Genomic DNA, 19,218 nt, shown 5'->3' on the forward strand with positions numbered 1-19,218 from the left:
AAATTATCAGTCATCAGGTTGCTTCTTCAATAACATTTCCAAATTTGGGGCTTGCTATACAGCTTTCATTTTAAGATTTATGCCTTACAGCTATAATATTTAATCAAACAAACATAGAAATTAAATAAAATACATAACAAAAAATATCGCCCAAAATATCGGAGGCATAAATATTTTGGGCGGTTATATTATAAAATTAGACTGTTATTTATTTTTTCAATTCTTTTTAGCCTTATCAAGGCAATCGGTAAGTATACCGATCATTTCATCCACATGATATTTGCCTGCAATGAGAGGCGGCAAAAATCTTATAACGTTGGCCCCGGCTGAAATCAGAATAAGGCCCATCTCTAACGCATCATTAATGATATCTTTCACCGGAACCGAAAATTCCAGGCCTTGCATAAGGCCAATTCCGCGATGGTCACTTATAATGCTGTATTTGGACTTTAATTCGTTAAGCTTCTTATACAGATATTGTCCCGTTTTCTGAACATTTTCCGTAATGTTTCTGCTTTCGAACAAGTCAAATACCTTGCTTACAGCCGCTGTTACAAAAGGGTTACCCCCGTAGGTAGTTCCGTGATCTCCGGGTTCAAAGGCGGATGCTATTTCTTCCGTTGCCGCAAAAGCTCCTACAGGGACTCCGCAACCCAAGGCCTTTGCGCAGGTTATTATATCCGGTTTAACATTATAATGCTGATAAGCATACATGGAGCCGGTCCTACCCATACCGCACTGAATTTCATCAAAAATCAGCACTATCCCTTTGCTGTCACAAAGTTCTCTTACACCTCTGATGAAATCTTGCGCGGCGGGGTATATCCCCCCTTCCCCCTGTACCGGCTCCATTATGACAGCGCAGGTGTTATCATTTATTAAATCTTTAACGCTATCAAGATTGTTGAATTCGGCAAACTTTACCCCTCCGATTAAAGGCTCGAAAGGATCTCTGTATTTTTTTGTGCCCGTAACACTTAAAGCACCCATGCTTCTGCCGTGGAATGCCCGTTCCATTGATATTATTTCTCCACCGGTTTTGCCGGTTTTTTTATAATAGTACTTTCTGGCAAGTTTAATGGCTCCTTCCACAGCCTCCGTACCGCTGTTGGTGAAAAACACCCTGTCCATTCCCGATGCTTTTGCCAATTTCTGAGCCGCCTCTATAGCCGGTATGGTGTAAAAATAATTGGATGTATGCAAAAGCAGGTCTATCTGCTTTTTTAAAGCCTGATTATATTCTTCATCGTTGTATCCCAGGGCAAAAACCCCGATACCGGATGTAAAATCCAGATACTTCTTTCCGTTTATGTCATAAAGATACATACCTTCTCCCCGGTCAAGCACAAGCGGATACCTATTGTAGGTATGGATAAGGACTTTATTTGCTTCATCGATATAATGTTTGATTAAACTCATCATTTCACATCCCCTCTGCCGATAGTTTCGTTATTAAAATTCAAGTATTTCATTTTCAAAAAGGCTTTCTTTATGAATAATAGCAGTCCCTATCCCCCTGTTGGTAAAGAACTCAAGCAAAAGGCAGTGGGGCATTCTTCCGTCCAAAATATGTACTCTGGATACACCGTTTCTGACCGCATCCACGCAGTTTTTCAATTTAGGCAGCATGCCTCCCCCTACAAAACCTCCTGCAATAAGTTCATCGGCCTTTTCTAAGGTAAGTACCGAAATAAGGCTGTTTTTATCTTCCGGATCGGCATAAACCCCTTCAATATCAGTTAGAAACACCAACTTCTCAGCACCGATGGCAGTTGCCACGGCACAGGCAACGTCATCGGCATTTATATTGTAATTGACAAAATTCTCATCAAGCCCTATAGGAGCGATAACCGGTACAAAATCATTGTCGATTAAAGTATTTATAAGGTCGGTGTTAACCTCTTTGATATTGCCCACATAACCTATATCTTTGCCGTTTACATATCTTTTTTCAACTTTGAGGGTATTTCCATCCTTTCCGCTTATACCTACGGCCTTAACCCCCAGCCTTTCCACCATCTGGACCAGGCTTTTGTTAACTTTACCCAGCACCATTTCCACAATTTCCATGGTAATTTCATCTGTAACCCTAAGTCCCTCAACAAAAACCGATTTATGGCCAAGCCTTTCCAGCCATTTTGTTATTTCCTTTCCTCCACCGTGGACAATAATAGGTTTCATTCCGACTAATTTAAGGAGTGCAACATCTTTTATTACATTGGACTGAAGATTTTCATCAAGCATTGCACTGCCGCCGTATTTTACTACAACTTTTTTATTATTGAATTTCTGTATATACGGCAGGGCTTCTATCAAGGTCTGAGCCTTTAGCACAATCTGATCCATGTCCTGCATAGCAAAATTCCTTTCAGCTTATATTTTGAAATATGTTCAGAAGAAAGTACTATAATTAACTAAGATTAAGACCGGTAGTCCGCATTTATTTTTACATAATCATATGTTAAATCGCATCCCCATGCTGTCGCAGCAGCAGAACCTTGTTTTATATCCACAAGCACCTTTACTTCATCGGCTGCAAATATATCGGTTGCCTTTTCTTCAGAGTAATCAACGGCTAAACCGTCTTTGGCAAGCATCAGGCTACCGTATGTACTTTCTATAACCAAATCTACCTTTTCCGGGTCGAAATCAACACCGCTGTAACCTAAGGCACAAAGAACCCTTCCCCAATTGGCATCTTTTCCGAATATCATACTTTTTACAAGATTCGAAGAGATAACGGATTTACTTAATGTAGCGGCATCTTCCCATGTTTTGGCCCCATTTACTGTTACTTCAAGAAGTTTTGTAGCCCCCTCTCCGTCTGCCGCCAGCATCTTAGAAAGCTTAGTTGTAACCATATTTAAGGCTTTACAGAATGTGTAATAATCTTCATTCTTTTCTTTTATCTCGGGATTGCCCGCCATACCGTTTGCAAGTATTACAAGAGTATCGTTGGTAGATGTATCCCGGTCTACGGAAATCATATTAAAGGTATGCTTTACGTCTTCGCTTAATGCTTCCTGAAGCAGTTCTTTGCTTATTGACAGGTCTGTAGTCAAAACAGCTATCATTGTGGCCATATTGGGGTGAATCATGCCCGATCCTTTAGCCATACCGCCCAAAGTTACTTCCTTACCGCCTATACTAAAGGTAACGGCACATTCCTTGGAATATGTATCCGTAGTCATAATGGCTTCTGCCGCAAGGGTTCCCGCTTCTTTTGTTTCCTTAAGTTCCCCTACAAGTTTGGGTATATTATTTACTATTATGTCTATAGGAAGTTGTTTGCCGATAACCCCGGTAGATGCCGTATACACAGCTTCAGTGGAAAGATTGAGATTTTCGGCCACTGTTTTTGCCATAAGGTAATTATTTTTCCAGCCTTCTTCCCCAGTACAGGCATTGGCAACACCGCTGTTTATAATTACGGCCTGTATATTCTTGCTTTCCTTCGTAAGTTTTATATCCCATTTCACCGGTGCAGCTTTTACCACATTTGTAGTAAATACCCCTGCCCCTGAGGCAGGAACAACAGAGTATACCAAAGCCATATCTTTTCTTTTCTTTTTTATGCCTGCGTATATTCCGGCCGCCTTATAACCTTTAGGGGCTGTAACTCCTCCGTCAATAATTTTCATAAAATTATTTCCTCCGTATTTGAATGGTTATTCAAAACAAATTACAACGAATAATTATTTATAAACAATTCAGTTAGTAATTTATTTATAATTATACATATATATTAAATTTTATGCAATACCTTTTTTTATCTTTTTTATATTTATACCTTTTTTCAATAATTCTTCGTATATCCTTGCGATAGGAAAACCTACCACATTATAATAATCGCCTTGGATTTCTTTTATATAAATTCCGAATTCCCCCTGGATTGCATAAGCCCCGGCCTTGTCATAAGGCTCTCCCGAATCTACATAATCTTCTATTTCTTCTTTTGACAAGAGCTTAACCGACACCCGGGTTCTCACATTAAATACTATACTTTCTTCTCCATTTATGTCTGCATTATCACTCTTATTTCTTCTTATAATAATAGCCACACCGGTATATACGTCGTGAATATCACCGGAAAGGCCGTTTAACATTCTTATTGCATCATCTCTGTCTTTAGGTTTACCTAAAACCTGCCCCTTATGATAAACTACGGTATCTGCTCCGATAATAATTAAATTTTCCCTTTCGTCAGCGAAACGGCCTGCTACTTCTTTAGCCTTTACAGAAGCCAAAGCCTCCACCAGTTTAGAAGGATCCGATTCCTTAATATCTTCATTTACATAAGAAGGAACGGTTTCAAAACCAATTCCCATCTGATTCATTATCTCTTTTCTTCTCGGTGATCCTGAAGCTAAAATAATACGATACATTTTCTTCTACCCTTTCATTTGTATTTTTATTTTTTGGACTAAATATTGCTTAATATTTTGTCGGTTGAGAATTTCTGCCGGCTATTAGTTAAGTTCAGTAGTTACTTCATATTTTCCGGTTTATCATGTTCCGATTGACCTACAATAAGAACAAAAATAAGACAAGTACAAGCTGCTAATTGTATTATATAACATTTCCGATAAATAATTTCTTCAAAATATTAATATTATTTATAAGAATAATTTGATAAATGTCAATTTTGTATTTTTATAAATTTTTGAAAGAAAAATATTGCATTTTTATAAATAGTATTGTATATTTAAACATATAAAATTTTATCTGATTAAATATATTAATTCAAATTTGATACTTCTTATTTGGGACCTTTGCATTTAAAGCCTGGCTTATGTGTTTATGAAACACTATCGGATATATAACACCAATCTTAATTATAAAACAAAACGGAGGGTTTTTATGAAAGAAAAAATAGTTCTTGCTTATTCAGGCGGCCTGGATACTACTGCCATCATCCCCTGGTTGAAAGAAAATTTTGATTATGAGGTAATATGTGTCTGTGTAGATGTCGGCCAGGAAAGTGAGCTCGACGGCCTTGAAGAAAGGGCAAAATTGTCCGGGGCCTCCAAATTGTACATTGAGAATGCCGTGGATGAGTTCGTAAATGATTATATTATTCCCTGTGTAAAGGCAGGTGCCGTATACGAGAACAAATACCTTCTTGGTACTTCGATGGCAAGACCGGTTATAGCTAAAAGGCTTGTTGAAATCGCAAGAAAAGAGGGAGCGACCGCAATATGTCACGGTGCAACCGGCAAAGGAAACGATCAGGTAAGATTTGAACTTACAATCAAAGCCCTGGCTCCCGACTTAAAAATAATTGCTCCATGGAGAATGTGGAATCTTAAGTCACGGGAAGAAGAAATAAAATACTGCGCCGACCACGGCATTACCCTGCCGTTCTCGGCTAAAAACAGTTATTCCCGTGACCGCAATATCTGGCACTTAAGCCACGAAGGCTTAGAATTGGAAGATCCTTCAATAGCTCCGGACTATGATAACCTATTAGTTCTTAGCGTTCCGCCCCAAAAAGCTCCGGATCAGGGTGAAACTATAAGCCTGACCTTTGAAAAAGGCATTCCTGCCTCGTTAAACGGCAAATCTATGACTCCTACCGAAATTATTAAGGAGCTTAATGTGCTTGGCGGAAAACACGGAATAGGTATTGTGGATATAGTAGAAAACCGCGTTGTAGGTATGAAATCCAGAGGAGTTTATGAAACACCCGGTGGAACCATACTTATGGAAGCCCATACTCAACTGGAAGAGCTGATACTGGACCGGGATACCCTGTCCGTAAAGAAAGAAATCGCAAACCGCTTTGCTTCTTTAGTATATGAAGGCAAATGGTTTACTCCTTTAAGAAAGGCTTATCAGGCTTTTGTGGATGTTACCCAGGAATATGTTTCCGGCGAAGTCAAACTGATGCTGTATAAAGGAAACATTATCAAGCAGGGAACAACTTCTCCTTATTCTTTATATGATGAAAATATAGCATCCTTCACTACGGGAGATTTATATGACCATAAGGATGCGGAAGGATTTATAAACTTATTTGGTTTACCTATGAAAGTTCGTGCATTAAAGTATGGGTTATAAACAATTCGCCTGCAACTTTGACTTCGGTTTACATATCCGTTCCGGCATATCGAAAATGTATTTGCAAATTGGCAAAGAATTTTTCCTAAGAGGAAAAATGAATAATTTTATAACGTCGTAATTATTACATAAAACAGGGTGTATTCTATACTAAAGCAGTAGAATACACCCTGTTATTGAATACGATTATTTAGTTCTTATTTTTAGTTAATTTAAAATTTAACAATCCAATATTAAATAAGTTTTCAAATCTTTTTTTCTAAATCAACTTAATTCTTCTATTTACGTTAATAAGGTAAACAGTTTTCCAAATAAATTGTAGTTTCTTTTATTATATTAATCATATGCTTATATATTTTCTTACAAAATTTTCAACCTTCTTGGCATATTCATCCCTGTTAATAACACTGGACTTGGTATGTCCGGCATGGGCAACCAAATATAAGGCCTTGTTTTTCTTTTTGCTTGCATACATTTTTCTTGACATTTCTGCCGGGACATAATTGTCCTTCTTACCGTGAATAAATAAAATCGGTGTGTCAACTTTGCTCACTGCAAAAATCGGTGAAACGTCTTCAAACCGAAAACCGGCCCTTAAATATGTCACAAAGCTTTCCAAAGGAATCAGAAATTTAGGCATATGATAATAATGTTTGAATTGGTGTATTAGTAGCTCTTTCAAATCTGAATAAGCAGAATCGGCAATAGCGCAAACTACTCTGTTATCTATACCCAGGTGAAGTAAAACGGTAGCAGCCCCCATTGATTCTCCGTGGGTTACTATCTGACAACCGGGCCCGTAAGTGTCATAACACCAATCAACCAGTTTCTTTAGGTCAAATTTTTCATAGTAACCCATAGTGGTATAAGCTTTTCCGCTTAAACCATGATTTCTGTGGTCATAGATTATTACTATAAAACCCATTTTCAAAAAAATTTCCGCATAAATCAAGGATCTGTATTTGCTTTGGCAAAAACCGTGACACAGAATTGCAATCGGTATCTTACTGTTTTGATGCCCGGTATCGCTTACGTTTTCTAAAGCGGAATCCTTAGATTTTATGCGGTCTTTTTTGTACTCTCTGCCGTCTAAAAGTTCGCAGGACAGGTAATATCCGTAATCTGAAAAAATCTTAAATCTTTCCTTTTTTGTTTTCTTGTATAATTCCTCATCAAATTTGCCGGATTTTAACTCCATACGATATACCCTGTCACTGGGTAACCTTTTGGGCCTAATAATCATATCGGAAAGCCACCATATATTCGTACCAAACCATAAAAGCAAAAATTTTATCATGACCCATCTCCGTATATTATAGATACCATTAGGATATCCAATAATAAACAGATTATACCTTTCTATGATCAGCCTTCCGGTTTAAACTTATCAAAAATAATTAAATCAAAATAATCTTTATTTTCATCCAGCTCCTGCTGCGATTTTATAGTCCATGCAACCGTTTTTACTTTATACAGCTTTCTGCATATTGAAAAAGAAAGGTCCTTTTTATAAATATGATGATAAGCAATAAAATCCGGTTTTGTAAGGAAATTAAAAAGCAGATGCTTTAAGATAAAAAACTGCATTTTGCTGCCTTCTATCTTATCCTTAATAAAATCGGTAGACAACTGGCCTCTGACTACATGAGGATAATGCTTCTTATACCATATAAGTCCAAAAGGATTAAAAGATTCTATACAGTACAAACCTTTATAATTTGCCAGTTCTTTAGCTACCGCCCTGCAGGTTTCACCGGGTTCCCAGGGAATTTTTAATTCAACAATTACCGGCACCTTTCCGTCTATGCAGTCAAGGACTTCCCTGAAAGTCGGTATAGTTTCCTTGGATTTAAACAGTTTATAATTCTTTAGCTCTTTGTAAGTCAGTTCTGCTACCTTCTTATCAACGCCACAGGCCCGCTTTAAATCATAGTCATGAAATACCACCGGAACATTATCTTTTGTAAGCTGAACATCAAGTTCAATTCCGTAACCGTTTTCTACAGCCAGCTTAAATGCAGGCAGTGAATTTTCAGGAGCCTTGGACTTATTATTGTGATAACCCCGGTGGGCATAAAGCCACCCGTCAAATTTCTTAAGCTCAGGATTTTTCTTAAGCTTTGGCATAATTGCAAGAAGATAAAGCAGTATCAGTACGGCAGCAAAAATCAAAAAACCCTGTAACATATCGGTTTCTCCTTAGATGTTAAAATTAATAACGTTATGTATTAAATTTTAATAATACAAGCAACCTACAATTATAATTACTGCATTTAAAAATGCAATATCTTTTTATTGCCATACTCCCATTTTCCTATTCAATATCTTCTGTTAAACCTTTCGGCGGTTTTGAATCTCCGTGCTTAACAAATAGCATAGTACAAAGAGATGCCAGGGAGAATACTACGGCATAAGGAAACAGGGTATAATAACCGATCTTCTCCAAAAGAAAACCGGATACAATAGGGGTTATTATCTGGGCAGACATTGAAAAAGTATAATAATATCCGGTATATCTGCCGGTATCAGCACTCTTGCACATTTCAACCACCATAGGATAGGAATTGACATTGATGGCTGCCCATCCTATACCGGTACATGCAAATACAACGTTTATTAGAGGTGAAGCTTCTTTAAACATTAGCCCGCATATATAGGAAAAGGTCATAAGTATTATACCGCCTATAATTGTCTTTTTCCTTCCTATTTTACTTGAAATTATACCTATGGGCAGATAGCTTATTAAAGCCGCTACCATAGCCACCATCAAAGGCAATGTATATGATCCGCCCGAATATCCCCAAACCTTGTCCGCATATCTTGAAAATGCGGTTTTTACAGCATTATAGGCAAAAAACCAAAGAAAAATCGATGTCATAATGAATATAAAACTGCGCCTTACATCCGCAGGCATCTTTGCATCAGCTACATCGTTAATCGCCGGTTTTTCATCTTCCCCTATTATATTTGCTTCATTCTCCTCTTTTGCTACCTGTTCTCTTAACTTATTCTCGTTTATTGTTAGTAGTAGAAAAATTACCGATAAAATCATTATTGCAACAACGCTTAAAAATACGGGAAGATTTATGGACCCGTCATCCTTATACAAAAGCAGGGTCATAACAAGGGCATATGCCCCGCCCAAGGTTCCCATAAGATTAATAATAGAATTTGCCTTGCTTCTTAAAGGTTTTGGGGTAACATCCGGCATAAGGGCTACCGCGGGTGAACGATAGGATGCCATGGCAAGCAAGGTAAAACCTAAAGCTATTATAAACAACGTAAAGTTTCTTAAATGTTCCGCTATAGGCAGTATAATTATAAATAAGGATGCGGCAAAAGTTCCTCCGGCAATAAACGGCATTCTCCTGCCTAATCGGGTATTAACCTTATCCGACAAGGCCCCCAAAAGCGGAAGCAAAAATAAAGCAAGCACATTGTCTATAGCCATAATAGCACCCACAACCGTCTCTCCTAGACCGAATGTGCCTTCCAGCATCTTAGGGATTATGCCGTCATAAAGCTCCCAAAATGCACAGATTGATAAAAACGCAAACCCCACAAAAAATGTCCTTTTGTAATTCAGTTTCATCATAACCCTCCATTCATTCCTTCTCCTGTTAAGCCTTTGCGGCATTATAGATACAGGTAAATCAAATTACCCGACATCCCTTTTTAAATAATATCATACGACAACTACTATTAAATCCTAAGTATACTACCTTAAATTCTTGGCGTTAAAAACATATACTCCGATTCCGACAGCTATTGTAAGATTTAGTGAATCCACATCTTCAGTCTGCGGAATTTTAACGCTTGTGCCTGCGTTAAGGAACGAATCGTCAAGTCCCGTAGCTTCGTTGCCAAAAACCAAAGAAAAAAGCTCCGATTTGGAGCAATCGGCTATATCAAGCGTTCTTTCACCGTTAAGCATAAAAGTAAATACGTCATGATCTTTATACTGCCTTCGATATTCATCAAAAGATTCAAAAAATTGAAAATTAACCTTAAATAAAGCTCCCATAGATGCCCTGACACACTTTGGATTAAAAATATCGGCTCCGGGAAGAATTATAGCTAAGTCATAAATGCCAAAGCCCGCAATTGTTCTTAAGATAGTACCTAAATTACCCATATTGCTTGGATTTACCAGAACTATATGGGACTTGTCCTGTGACAGCCTGCAGGAATACTTATCAAATATTCCTGCCACATAACAATTCTCCTTGTCGCTTAATTTACTTATAAGCTTGTCATTGATTTCCACGGGTATATTATGCTTTTTGCAAAGGTCCATAAGCCCGTCCATATCCGTATAGCTGGAGTGGGCCACTACTTGCCGTACCTTTTCGGGTTTACTTAAAATAAGTTCATAGGTTGGGAATGCTCCCAAGGTATAAGAATATTCTGCGTCTTTTTTGTATGGTTTAATTTGAACTTTATCAGAACTATTTTTACCTTCTTTTTTATGTTCCATAGCATAACTCCGATATTAATTTTTATTATTAAACTAATTCCTTATCCGAAACTTATTATTTAATATAGCACAGTCCGTATATTCCTTCAGTACCCCGAAACTTATATCCTGACAGGAAACCAAAGGTTTTATGATTTTTTGGACTGTGCCACCTTAATTATTTTAACCTGCTTTATTTAACCCTATAAATCGCATTTTTTGCCCATAAATACCAAAGCCAGCATACCAGGACCCGTATGAGTTCCTATTACCGGGCCGATCTGGGATATTATTACGTCTTTTACGACGTTCATGCTTCTTATTTCTTCCGCAAGCTTTTTAGCCTGTTCAAGATTATCTGAATGGCCTACAATGACTGTTTGGGATTTAAGATCTTCGCCTTCCTTAATCATTCTGTTTATCAAAAATTCGGTTTCTGCTTTTGATCCCCTGATTTTTGATACAACAACCAGCTTCCCGTTTTCATCGGTACTTAAAACAGGCCTTATGCGGAATGCCGTACCTACTACCGCCTCAACTGACGTAACTCTTCCGCCTTTTTTTAGATAAAACAGGTCTTTAACCGTAAACCAATGCCTGGAATTATATTTATGGTTTTCAACCCATTCTTTAAGTTCGTCAATCGTAAGTCCGTTTCTTTTTTGAAGCGCGGCATGATATACCAGCAACCCTTCTCCTATGGAAGCACACTTTGAATCAATACAGTAAATTTTTCTGTCCGGATATTCCTTTATAAGTTCCTCCATTACCAGTTGCGAAGCATTGTATGTACTGCTTAAACCCGACGAAAAACCTATATAGATCAGGTCAAGCCCTTCATCTAAAATATTTTTAAAATACTCCGTAAATACAATCGGAGTAATCTGAGTTGTATGGGTATCTGCTCCCGCCTTTAACTTTTCATAAAATTCATCAATCTTAAGTTCTTTTTCATCGGGATGAAAATTATATGCCACATTGTCTATATCGACTCCCATAGGTATTACCATAATCCCATATTCTTCTATTATGGAATAGGGTAAATCTAAAGTTGCGTCACTTACTATAACATAATCTCTCATAACCAATCCCCTTTTTACGATAACTTTATAGATAATTTTATACGATAAATACTATTATAGCAAGTAATTTACATAAAAACCTATGATGTAATCATAAATGAGTTCTTATATTCTAATATATTAATAAATTCTAAAATTATCATAAAAATGATATTAGTACTTGCACAGTTTTTAACCGATATGTTATAATCCTGACAATAAAATAACCTTATGAGGGAGTAGTTTGCATACCTATGGTATGTGTGTAAGTCAACATCATGATTTGCCACTGTGCAAATCTGGCTTACCTTAAAAAACGAGACTCATGTATGGCTCAATAACCATGCATGAGTTTTATTTATGCGAAGGGAAACAAGCAGATAAATTAAATATTAAATCTGCAAGTAAGTAATATTATATAACATATAAAAACGGAGAGGATACCTGCATGGATTTGATAACCCAGATATTGCTAGGCTTTTGCTTAGCTGCGGATGCATTTGCTGTTTCTATTACCAACGGGATGTGCAGCAGTCAGATTAATCAAAAAAATGTTTTGTCCACAGCTCTTACTTTTGGCTCTTTTCAGGCGGTTATGCCGTTACTTGGGTATACCCTTAGCAGTACCTTTACAGAAATAATATCAAAATATCAACATTATATTGCTTTATTTTTGCTTAGTGCCATAGGGATTAACATGGTCGTTGATGCCATAAAGGAATATAAACATCCCGAAAATGTATGCAGTACAAAAAACATCTTTGCAGTCGGAAACTTGCTTTTACAAGGGGTAGCTACCAGTATTGATGCATTGGCGGTTGGTGTCAGTCTGGCTGCCATTAGTGCCAATATCTCTACTACTTCCCTCATAATCGGAGTTGTTACCTTTATTTGCTGCGCAGTTGGGGTAGTTATAGGACGCAAATTCGGTCTGCTGTTAGGTATCAGAGCAAAACTAGGCGGCGGTATTTTGCTTATATTAATAGGAGTAAAAATATTTGCAGAACATATGTAGGGAAATTATATTTGTAGGTTTATGTTATAATATAAGACAAAACTTTTTAAATTGATTGATATTTTTATCCTTTTGTAAGATAATAGACTTAAATTAACGCTTATCTTCGAAAGGAGAATAAAATTGGACTTTTCCAAATACTTTCCTGCCCTGCCGTCAATTGAAACAGAGCGTTTGCTGCTGCGCCAGATTACATTAAGTGACAGCGACGGCAGAGATTGCTTAGAATTTATCAATGATTACGATGTATACCGGTTCTGGGGCCTGTATGACGAAAAAAGAGAGCCTGACAAAAAGCCTGAAAAAGTTGTCAGGTTGGATGCCCATTATTATGAAACGATGAAAGAATATAAAGCCGGCAGAGAACTGACCTGGCTGATAGAACTTAAAGAAAACCGAAAAGTTATCGGCGAAATAGTCCTATATGATTTTTTGCTTGATCTTCAGGCCGATATGGGTTACAGGCTGAATAAGAAATATTGGGGCCACGGATATGCTACCGAAGCAGGGCTTGCAATCGTAAAATTTGCTTTTGAAACTTTAAAACTAAAGAGGCTTCAGATCCGCTGTTTTAAAGAAAACCAAGCCTCCGCAAAAATAGCACAAAAACTCGGTTTCAAACAGGAAGGTTTAATTCGTAACGGGGTAATACTAAATGTAATGACCGATTACTATATATTTGGTTTGCTACAGGAGGAATATAATACAAACAATGATTAGCAAATTAACACCTAAGACGCTTTATGTATCCGATTTGGACGGTACACTGCTTAACAATAACGCCAAAATATCCGACAGGAGCTTAAATATAATTAACAGCCTTATTGATAAAGGAATGCTTTTTACCGTAGCCACAGCCAGAAGTATTGCCTCAGTCAAATATATACTCAAAGATCTAAAACTTACCCTTCCTGTGATATTGATGAACGGGGTATGTATCTATGATCCCGTGAATCAGAAATATATAAATGTAGAAACATTAAGTAAGGAAAATATACGTATATTGATATCTCTTATCGAAGAAAATAATCTTAAAGGATTTATGTATGCTGTTAAGAACGAAAAACTTTCTACCTATTATGAAGAATTAAGCAATAAAGCCCTTAGGGATTTTTATGAAATTAGAGTAAAAAGATATAAAAAACCCTTCACAAAGGTCAATAAGTTTGCAGAAATTAAGGACGAGCCTATTATTTATTTTGTCCTTATGGATTATAAAGAAAAATTAGAACCCATATACCGTTTGGTTGAAAATCTTCCGAATATAAACAGTGTTTTTTATAAAGATAATTATGAAAAAGATATGTGGTATCTTGAAATATTCTCAAATAAGGCTTCAAAATACCATGCCGTGCAATATCTTAGAAAATACCTATCTGCAGATTACGTCATAGGGTTTGGAGACAATCAAAATGATTTATCCCTCTTTGAAGCCTGCGATAAATTCTATGCTGTAGATAACGCTATTGAAGAATTAAAGCAAAGAGCCGATGCCGTAATCGGAAAAAATTCCGAAGACGGAGTTGCAATGTGGCTAAAAGAAAATTTTTAAGACAGAAATGCCAAAACAATATAATATTGTCCATTTACAATCCCTATGTTAAAAATGATATAGTATAAATACTCTATAAACCTATGTGCTTAAAAGGAGGATTAATATGAATGATCTGAACAGCATCCAAGACTGTCTTGTATTAATAAACGGTGTCAAAATTCCCTGCGTAGGTTTCGGAACATGGAAACTGCCTGATGCAGATTCTACGGTTGATTTAATAAAGACAGCAATTGATTGCGGTTACAGGCATATAGACACTGCCTTTATGTATCAAAACGAAAAGTCTGTAGGTAAAGCTATACGTACATGCGGCTTGTCAAGAAGCGAGATTTTTGTCACATCAAAATTAAGCAACGCTAGTCATGGCTATGAAAACACATTAAAAGAATTTGAACAGACAATGGAAAATTTGGGTATTGAATATCTTGACCTTTATCTTATACATTGGCCCAGACCGCTTCCTGTTCGTGAAACCTGGAAAGAGGCCAATGAAGGTACATGGAAAGCATTTGAGGAGCTTTATAAAGCAGGTAAAATCAAAGCAATCGGTGTAAGCAACTTTATGGAACACCATCTGGATGCTTTACTTGATACTGCAAATATTGCTCCCATGGTAAATCAGCTTGAGCTTCATCCGAGATTTGTACAAAGAGAACTGGTCACATACTGCAAGGACCGCAGAATGATTGTAGAAGCATACAGTCCATTAATCAGAGGAGATTTCGACCATCCTGTTTTGGTCGAAATTGCAAAGAAATACAATAAATCTGTAGCCCAGGTATTGCTGCGCTGGAGCATACAGCAAGGCTTTGTACCTCTTCCCAAGGCATCCTCGAAAGAAAGAATCCTGGAAAATGCCGATATATTCGATTTTAAATTATCCGATGAAGATATCGAAGCCATGAAAGTTCTTGAAGAACTCGGAAGAACCGGGTCCCATCCGGACACCGCCCCGTTCTGATTGTTATATATACTTTAATGGTTGGATTAATCAAATTTAAATTATTTTATTTGCGAATATTATAAATAATAGAAATAGGTATAAAATAAAAGATGGTTTTAAGTAACCATCTTTTATTTTTATATAAAACTTGTTTTATAATAACTTGTTAAAAAACCCTGTAAAAATTATCTTTATATAAACAAATGAAAAATAACTTACCATGATAAATTAATAAACCTGCCCCATTAAATATTTATACTTAACACTTTATATCCTTTTTACATTTTTATAATTTATTATAATAAAGGAATTCCTCTCTTTTGCGCCTCTTCTGTGACCTCATCCGGCCATACGGATGACTGCACTTCTCCTATATGGGCCTTTCTTAAGTAGAACATACATATTCTTGATTGGCCTATGCCGCCGCCTATAGTGTAAGGAAGTTCACCGTTAAGAAGAGCCTTGTGAAAAGGAAGTTCGGCTCTTTCCAGACAGTTTCGTTCTTTAAGCTGCTCCATTAAGGTTTCTTCATCCACCCGGATGCCCATAGAGGACAACTCCAAAGCAATATCCAATACAGGATAATATACAATAATATCTCCGTTAAGCTTCCAGTCATCATAATCCGGGGATCTGCCGTCATGAGGTTTTCCGGAGGCTAAATTTCCCCCGATCTGCATAATAAATACCGCACCTTTTTCTTTGGCTATTTTATATTCCCTTTCTTTTGGGGTTAGGTTGGGATACCTATCCTCCAACTCCTGTGATTTTATAAAATATATTTCATCCGGAAGAATTTCCTTTGTATAATCATATTTACCCGCTATATATTTTTCGGTATTTTTAAGGGCATTATAAACGAGCCTGACGGTTTGTTTCAATGTTTCTTCATTTCTGTCATTTTTATTGATAATCTTTTCCCAGTCCCACTGGTCTACAAAGATTGAATGAATATTGTCCGTTTCCTCATCTCTGCGGATGGCGTTCATATCGGTATAAAGGCCTTCTCCCGGTTCAAAACCGTATCTTTTTAAGGCCAGCCGTTTCCATTTTGCCAGGGACTGTACTATTTCCACCATGGCTTCATTTTGCTCCTTTATATCAAATGCAACCGGTCTTTCCACTCCGTTAAGGTTATCGTTCAAACCGGAATTCGCTCTTACAAACAGGGGCGCCGAAACCCTGGTCAAATTCAACTCTTTTGCCAGCTCTCTTTCAAAATAGTCCTTGATTTCTTTTATGGCTATTTCCGTTTCTTTTATATCTAAATGCGGCTTGTAACCTTCAGGGATAAAAAATTTCATCAGCTACCTCCCGAACATATAAAATATATGTGGGATATTATATCATAAGTGTCAGGCACTGTAAACAAAATGTGAACAATCTATTCAGATTGTTCACATTTTGTTTACAGTGCCTGACACCAATTATTTCTTTCTTGATTTGGATATTACGTCAAAGGCTACCGCAGCCAAAAGAACTAAACCTTTAACGACTTTCTGAATATTTGTATCTACACCCATAATGGACATACCGTTATTAAGCACGCCCATAAATATCGCACCGATTACTACACCGGATACTTTACCTATACCGCCGTATGCGGAAGCTCCACCGATAAAGCAAGACCCGATGGCATCCATCTCATAGTTTTGTCCTGCAGTCGGAGCTGCTGAATTGAACCTTGCCACGCATACCAAAGCAGCTACAGCACTTAAGAATGCCATATTTACATATGTAAAGAACAGCACCTTATTGGTATTTATACCCGAAAGCTTGGCGGCCTTTTCGTTTCCGCCCATGGCATATATATAGCGGCCCGGTACGGTTTTATTTGTAAAGTAAGAATAAATCAGGACAACCGCGAGAAGTATGATTAAAATTGTAGGTACCCCTTCATGTTTTGCCAGAGTATATGCCAATACCATTATAACTACGGAAAATACGATAGATTTAGCCGCAAGCATTGATACTTTTTCCGGTTCATATCCTTTTTTGATTGCATTTATTCTTTTAATTACCTGCAAAGCTATGTAAATAATACAGGATATAGCTCCGATCAGCAAAGCAGTAATATTTATCGAACCTGAGAATATATCTGGTATATTGCTGTTAAACAGTTTCAGGTAATTTTCAGGAAACGGATTAATGGTAAGTCCGTTAAGTACGATTAAGGCAACACCGCGCCAGATTAACATACCTGCCAAAGTAACTATGAATGCAGGTATTCTTATATATGCTATCCAAAAGCCCTGCCATACTCCGATCAAAATACCGATAAGCAGGCATACAATAATGCTAACCCATATATTTACATTCATATTTACAATCAATGTACCTGCTATAGCCCCTATCAGTGCAACTATAGAACCTACCGAAAGGTCGATATTTCCTCCGGTCAGGATACACATAAGCATACCGACCGCCAGTATTACCACATAGCTGTTTTGCCCTATTAATATGGCAACGTTTCTGGGATAAAGCAGTTTTCCTCCCGTACCTATGGAAAATATGACAGTAACTATGATAAGTGCTACAAGCATTGTATTCTTTTTTAATACTTCCTTTACTTTATCCATTGCTACGCTCCTTTGCTAGATTTTAATATCTGTCCCATAATATATTCCTGAGTTGCTTCTTCCCTAAGCACCTCTCCTACTATCTTGCCTTCATTCATTATATAAATGCGGTCGCACATACCGATAAGTTCGGGAAGTTCCGAAGAGATCATCAGAATAGATTTACCTTCTTCTACCAACTGATTAATAATGCAGTAAATTTCGTATTTGGCACCGACATCAATTCCTCTGGTCGGTTCATCCAGAATCATGATATCCGAATCTGTAAACATCCATTTGCTTACAAGAACTTTTTGCTGATTACCGCCGCTTAAATTTCCGACCATATGCTCTATGGATGTACATTTGGTTTTTAGCTTTATAACAAATTCTTTGGCGGCCTTTGCTTCCAGGTTGTGATCTATGATATTATAGCGGCTAACTTTTTTCATCTTAGCCAAAGTAGTATTTACACGGATCGGATTTGACAGAATAAGGCCGTCTCCTTTTCTGTCCTCGGTTATATAGGCAATTTTATGATCTATTGCCTGTCTGGTATTATTTAATTTAACTTCTTTACCGTCAATGAGTATAGTTCCGGAAATTTGGCTTCCGTAACTTTTGCCGAAAATACTTCTTGCCAGTTCCGTCCTGCCGGCACCCATCAGCCCGGCTATACCAACTACTTCACCCTTTCGCAAATAGAAAGAAACGTTATCTACCACTTTACGGCCTTCGTAAATGGGATGATATACGGTCCAGTTTCTAACTTCCAGCTTTATATCACCAATCGTACCTGTTTTCCGTTTGGGGAATCTGTCTGTCAATTCCCGTCCTACCATACCTTTAATTATCCGTTCTTCAGTTATGTCATCCTTCTTTTTGTCCAATGTTTCTATTGTTGCCCCGTCTCTGATAATCGTAATCCTGTCGGCAACATATTCTATTTCATTTAACTTATGGGAAATTATTATTGAAGTAATTCCGTCCTTTTTAAGCTGTAAAAGCAAATCAAGAAGTTTACGCGAATCTGCTTCGTTTAATGATGCCGTAGGCTCATCCAGTATCAGAAGTTTAACATTCTTTGACAATGCCTTGGCAATTTCTACAAGCTGCTGTTTGCCGACACCTATGTCTTTAATAAGTGTTCTGGGTGATTCGTGCAGACCTACAATATCCAGCAATTTCTTAGCCCTGGCATAGGTCTCATCCCAATTTATCTTAACAACCGAGCCGCATTCATTTCCCAGAAATATATTCTCTCCGATAGTCATATAAGGTACCAAGGCCAGTTCCTGATGTATTATGACAATTCCTTTTGCTTCACTGTCTTTTATGTCTTTGAATTTACATTCTTCTCCCTGATACAGAATCTGGCCTTCATAACTTCCATACGGATAAATTCCGCTAAGCACATTCATCAAGGTGGATTTGCCGGCACCGTTCTCTCCCACAAGAGCATGGATTTCCCCTTCCTCCACCTTAAGATTGACGTTGTCCAGTGCTTTTACTCCCGGGAAGCGCTTGGTTATGTTTTTCATTTCCAGAATAAAATTAGCCAATCTTACTC

Annotated in this window: 17 protein-coding genes; 5 read left to right on the forward strand and 12 right to left on the reverse strand. The window is 37.4% G+C overall.

Annotated features, from left to right (window positions below; genetic code table 11):
- Positions 1-216: 216 nt before the first annotated feature.
- The 4 genes from HHT355_RS07345 to HHT355_RS07360 form a co-directional block, all read right to left on the reverse strand.
- On the reverse strand, positions 217-1,422 hold the full coding sequence (locus tag HHT355_RS07345; protein WP_330403384.1) for an aspartate aminotransferase family protein: 1,206 nt from the start codon (positions 1,420-1,422) through the stop codon (positions 217-219).
- Positions 1,423-1,452: 30 nt separating this feature from the next.
- Positions 1,453-2,346, reverse strand: a complete 894-nt coding sequence (argB, locus tag HHT355_RS07350) for an acetylglutamate kinase (protein WP_103202907.1) — start codon at positions 2,344-2,346, stop codon at positions 1,453-1,455.
- Positions 2,347-2,420: 74 nt separating this feature from the next.
- The gene (gene argJ, locus HHT355_RS07355; RefSeq protein WP_103202794.1) at positions 2,421-3,641 is read right to left on the reverse strand and encodes a bifunctional ornithine acetyltransferase/N-acetylglutamate synthase; all 1,221 of its coding nucleotides are present in this window, start codon (positions 3,639-3,641) and stop codon (positions 2,421-2,423) included.
- A 111-nt stretch (positions 3,642-3,752) separates the two neighbouring features.
- Positions 3,753-4,385 carry a Maf family protein gene (locus tag HHT355_RS07360; RefSeq protein ID WP_103202795.1) on the reverse strand — a complete coding sequence of 211 codons (633 nt, stop codon included), beginning with the start codon at positions 4,383-4,385 and terminating at the stop codon, positions 3,753-3,755.
- Between the two features lie 475 nt (positions 4,386-4,860).
- On the opposite strand from HHT355_RS07360, the gene HHT355_RS07365 reads away from it, so the two are divergent.
- A complete protein-coding gene (locus tag HHT355_RS07365; RefSeq protein WP_103202796.1) occupies positions 4,861-6,060 on the forward strand; it encodes an argininosuccinate synthase in 1,200 nt (399 codons plus the stop codon).
- Between the two features lie 340 nt (positions 6,061-6,400).
- On the opposite strand, the gene HHT355_RS07370 is transcribed toward HHT355_RS07365, so the two are convergent.
- From HHT355_RS07370 to HHT355_RS07390, 5 genes are all read right to left on the reverse strand, one after another.
- Complete coding sequence (locus HHT355_RS07370; RefSeq protein ID WP_103202797.1) at positions 6,401-7,357, reverse strand: alpha/beta hydrolase; 957 nt, start codon at positions 7,355-7,357, stop codon at positions 6,401-6,403.
- 68 nt (positions 7,358-7,425) lie between these two features.
- Positions 7,426-8,247 (reverse strand): glycerophosphodiester phosphodiesterase family protein, encoded by an 822-nt coding sequence (locus HHT355_RS07375; RefSeq protein ID WP_103202798.1) that lies wholly within the window; start codon positions 8,245-8,247, stop codon positions 7,426-7,428.
- Between the two features lie 127 nt (positions 8,248-8,374).
- Positions 8,375-9,652, reverse strand: coding sequence for an MFS transporter (locus HHT355_RS07380; RefSeq protein ID WP_103202799.1), 1,278 nt, complete (start codon positions 9,650-9,652; stop codon positions 8,375-8,377).
- Positions 9,653-9,778: 126 nt separating this feature from the next.
- Entirely contained in the window at positions 9,779-10,537 is a 759-nt protein-coding gene (locus HHT355_RS07385) for a TrmH family RNA methyltransferase (protein ID WP_103202800.1), read from the reverse strand.
- Between the two features lie 182 nt (positions 10,538-10,719).
- The gene (locus HHT355_RS07390) at positions 10,720-11,598 is read right to left on the reverse strand and encodes a DegV family protein (protein ID WP_103202801.1); all 879 of its coding nucleotides are present in this window, start codon (positions 11,596-11,598) and stop codon (positions 10,720-10,722) included.
- 427 nt (positions 11,599-12,025) lie between these two features.
- Between HHT355_RS07390 and HHT355_RS07395 the strand changes: the two genes are divergently transcribed.
- The 4 genes from HHT355_RS07395 (at position 12,026) to HHT355_RS07410 (ending at position 15,108) form a co-directional block, all read left to right on the forward strand.
- Complete coding sequence (locus HHT355_RS07395) at positions 12,026-12,592, forward strand: manganese efflux pump MntP (protein ID WP_103202802.1); 567 nt, start codon at positions 12,026-12,028, stop codon at positions 12,590-12,592.
- A 123-nt stretch (positions 12,593-12,715) separates the two neighbouring features.
- The gene (locus HHT355_RS07400) at positions 12,716-13,312 is read left to right on the forward strand and encodes a GNAT family N-acetyltransferase (protein WP_158245923.1); all 597 of its coding nucleotides are present in this window, start codon (positions 12,716-12,718) and stop codon (positions 13,310-13,312) included.
- Positions 13,305-14,144 carry an HAD family hydrolase gene (locus tag HHT355_RS07405; RefSeq protein WP_103202804.1) on the forward strand — a complete coding sequence of 280 codons (840 nt, stop codon included), beginning with the start codon at positions 13,305-13,307 and terminating at the stop codon, positions 14,142-14,144. The genes HHT355_RS07400 and HHT355_RS07405 overlap by 8 nt, the downstream gene beginning before the upstream one ends.
- Before the next feature lie 115 nt (positions 14,145-14,259).
- Positions 14,260-15,108, forward strand: a complete 849-nt coding sequence (locus tag HHT355_RS07410) for an aldo/keto reductase (protein ID WP_103202908.1) — start codon at positions 14,260-14,262, stop codon at positions 15,106-15,108.
- A gap of 278 nt (positions 15,109-15,386) precedes the next feature.
- Here HHT355_RS07410 and asnA read toward each other — a convergent pair whose 3' ends face one another.
- The 3 genes from asnA to mmsA form a co-directional block, all read right to left on the reverse strand.
- Positions 15,387-16,394 (reverse strand): aspartate--ammonia ligase, encoded by a 1,008-nt coding sequence (gene asnA / locus HHT355_RS07415; RefSeq protein ID WP_103202805.1) that lies wholly within the window; start codon positions 16,392-16,394, stop codon positions 15,387-15,389.
- 123 nt (positions 16,395-16,517) lie between these two features.
- On the reverse strand, positions 16,518-17,669 hold the full coding sequence (gene mmsB, locus HHT355_RS07420) for a multiple monosaccharide ABC transporter permease (RefSeq protein WP_103202806.1): 1,152 nt from the start codon (positions 17,667-17,669) through the stop codon (positions 16,518-16,520).
- Positions 17,670-17,671: 2 nt separating this feature from the next.
- Positions 17,672-19,210, reverse strand: a complete 1,539-nt coding sequence (gene mmsA / locus HHT355_RS07425; protein WP_103202807.1) for a multiple monosaccharide ABC transporter ATP-binding protein — start codon at positions 19,208-19,210, stop codon at positions 17,672-17,674.
- Positions 19,211-19,218: the final 8 nt, after the last annotated feature.

The sequence above is a fragment of the Herbinix hemicellulosilytica genome, from assembly GCF_002904165.1.
Lineage (GTDB): Bacteria > Bacillota > Clostridia > Lachnospirales > Lachnospiraceae > Mobilitalea > Mobilitalea hemicellulosilytica.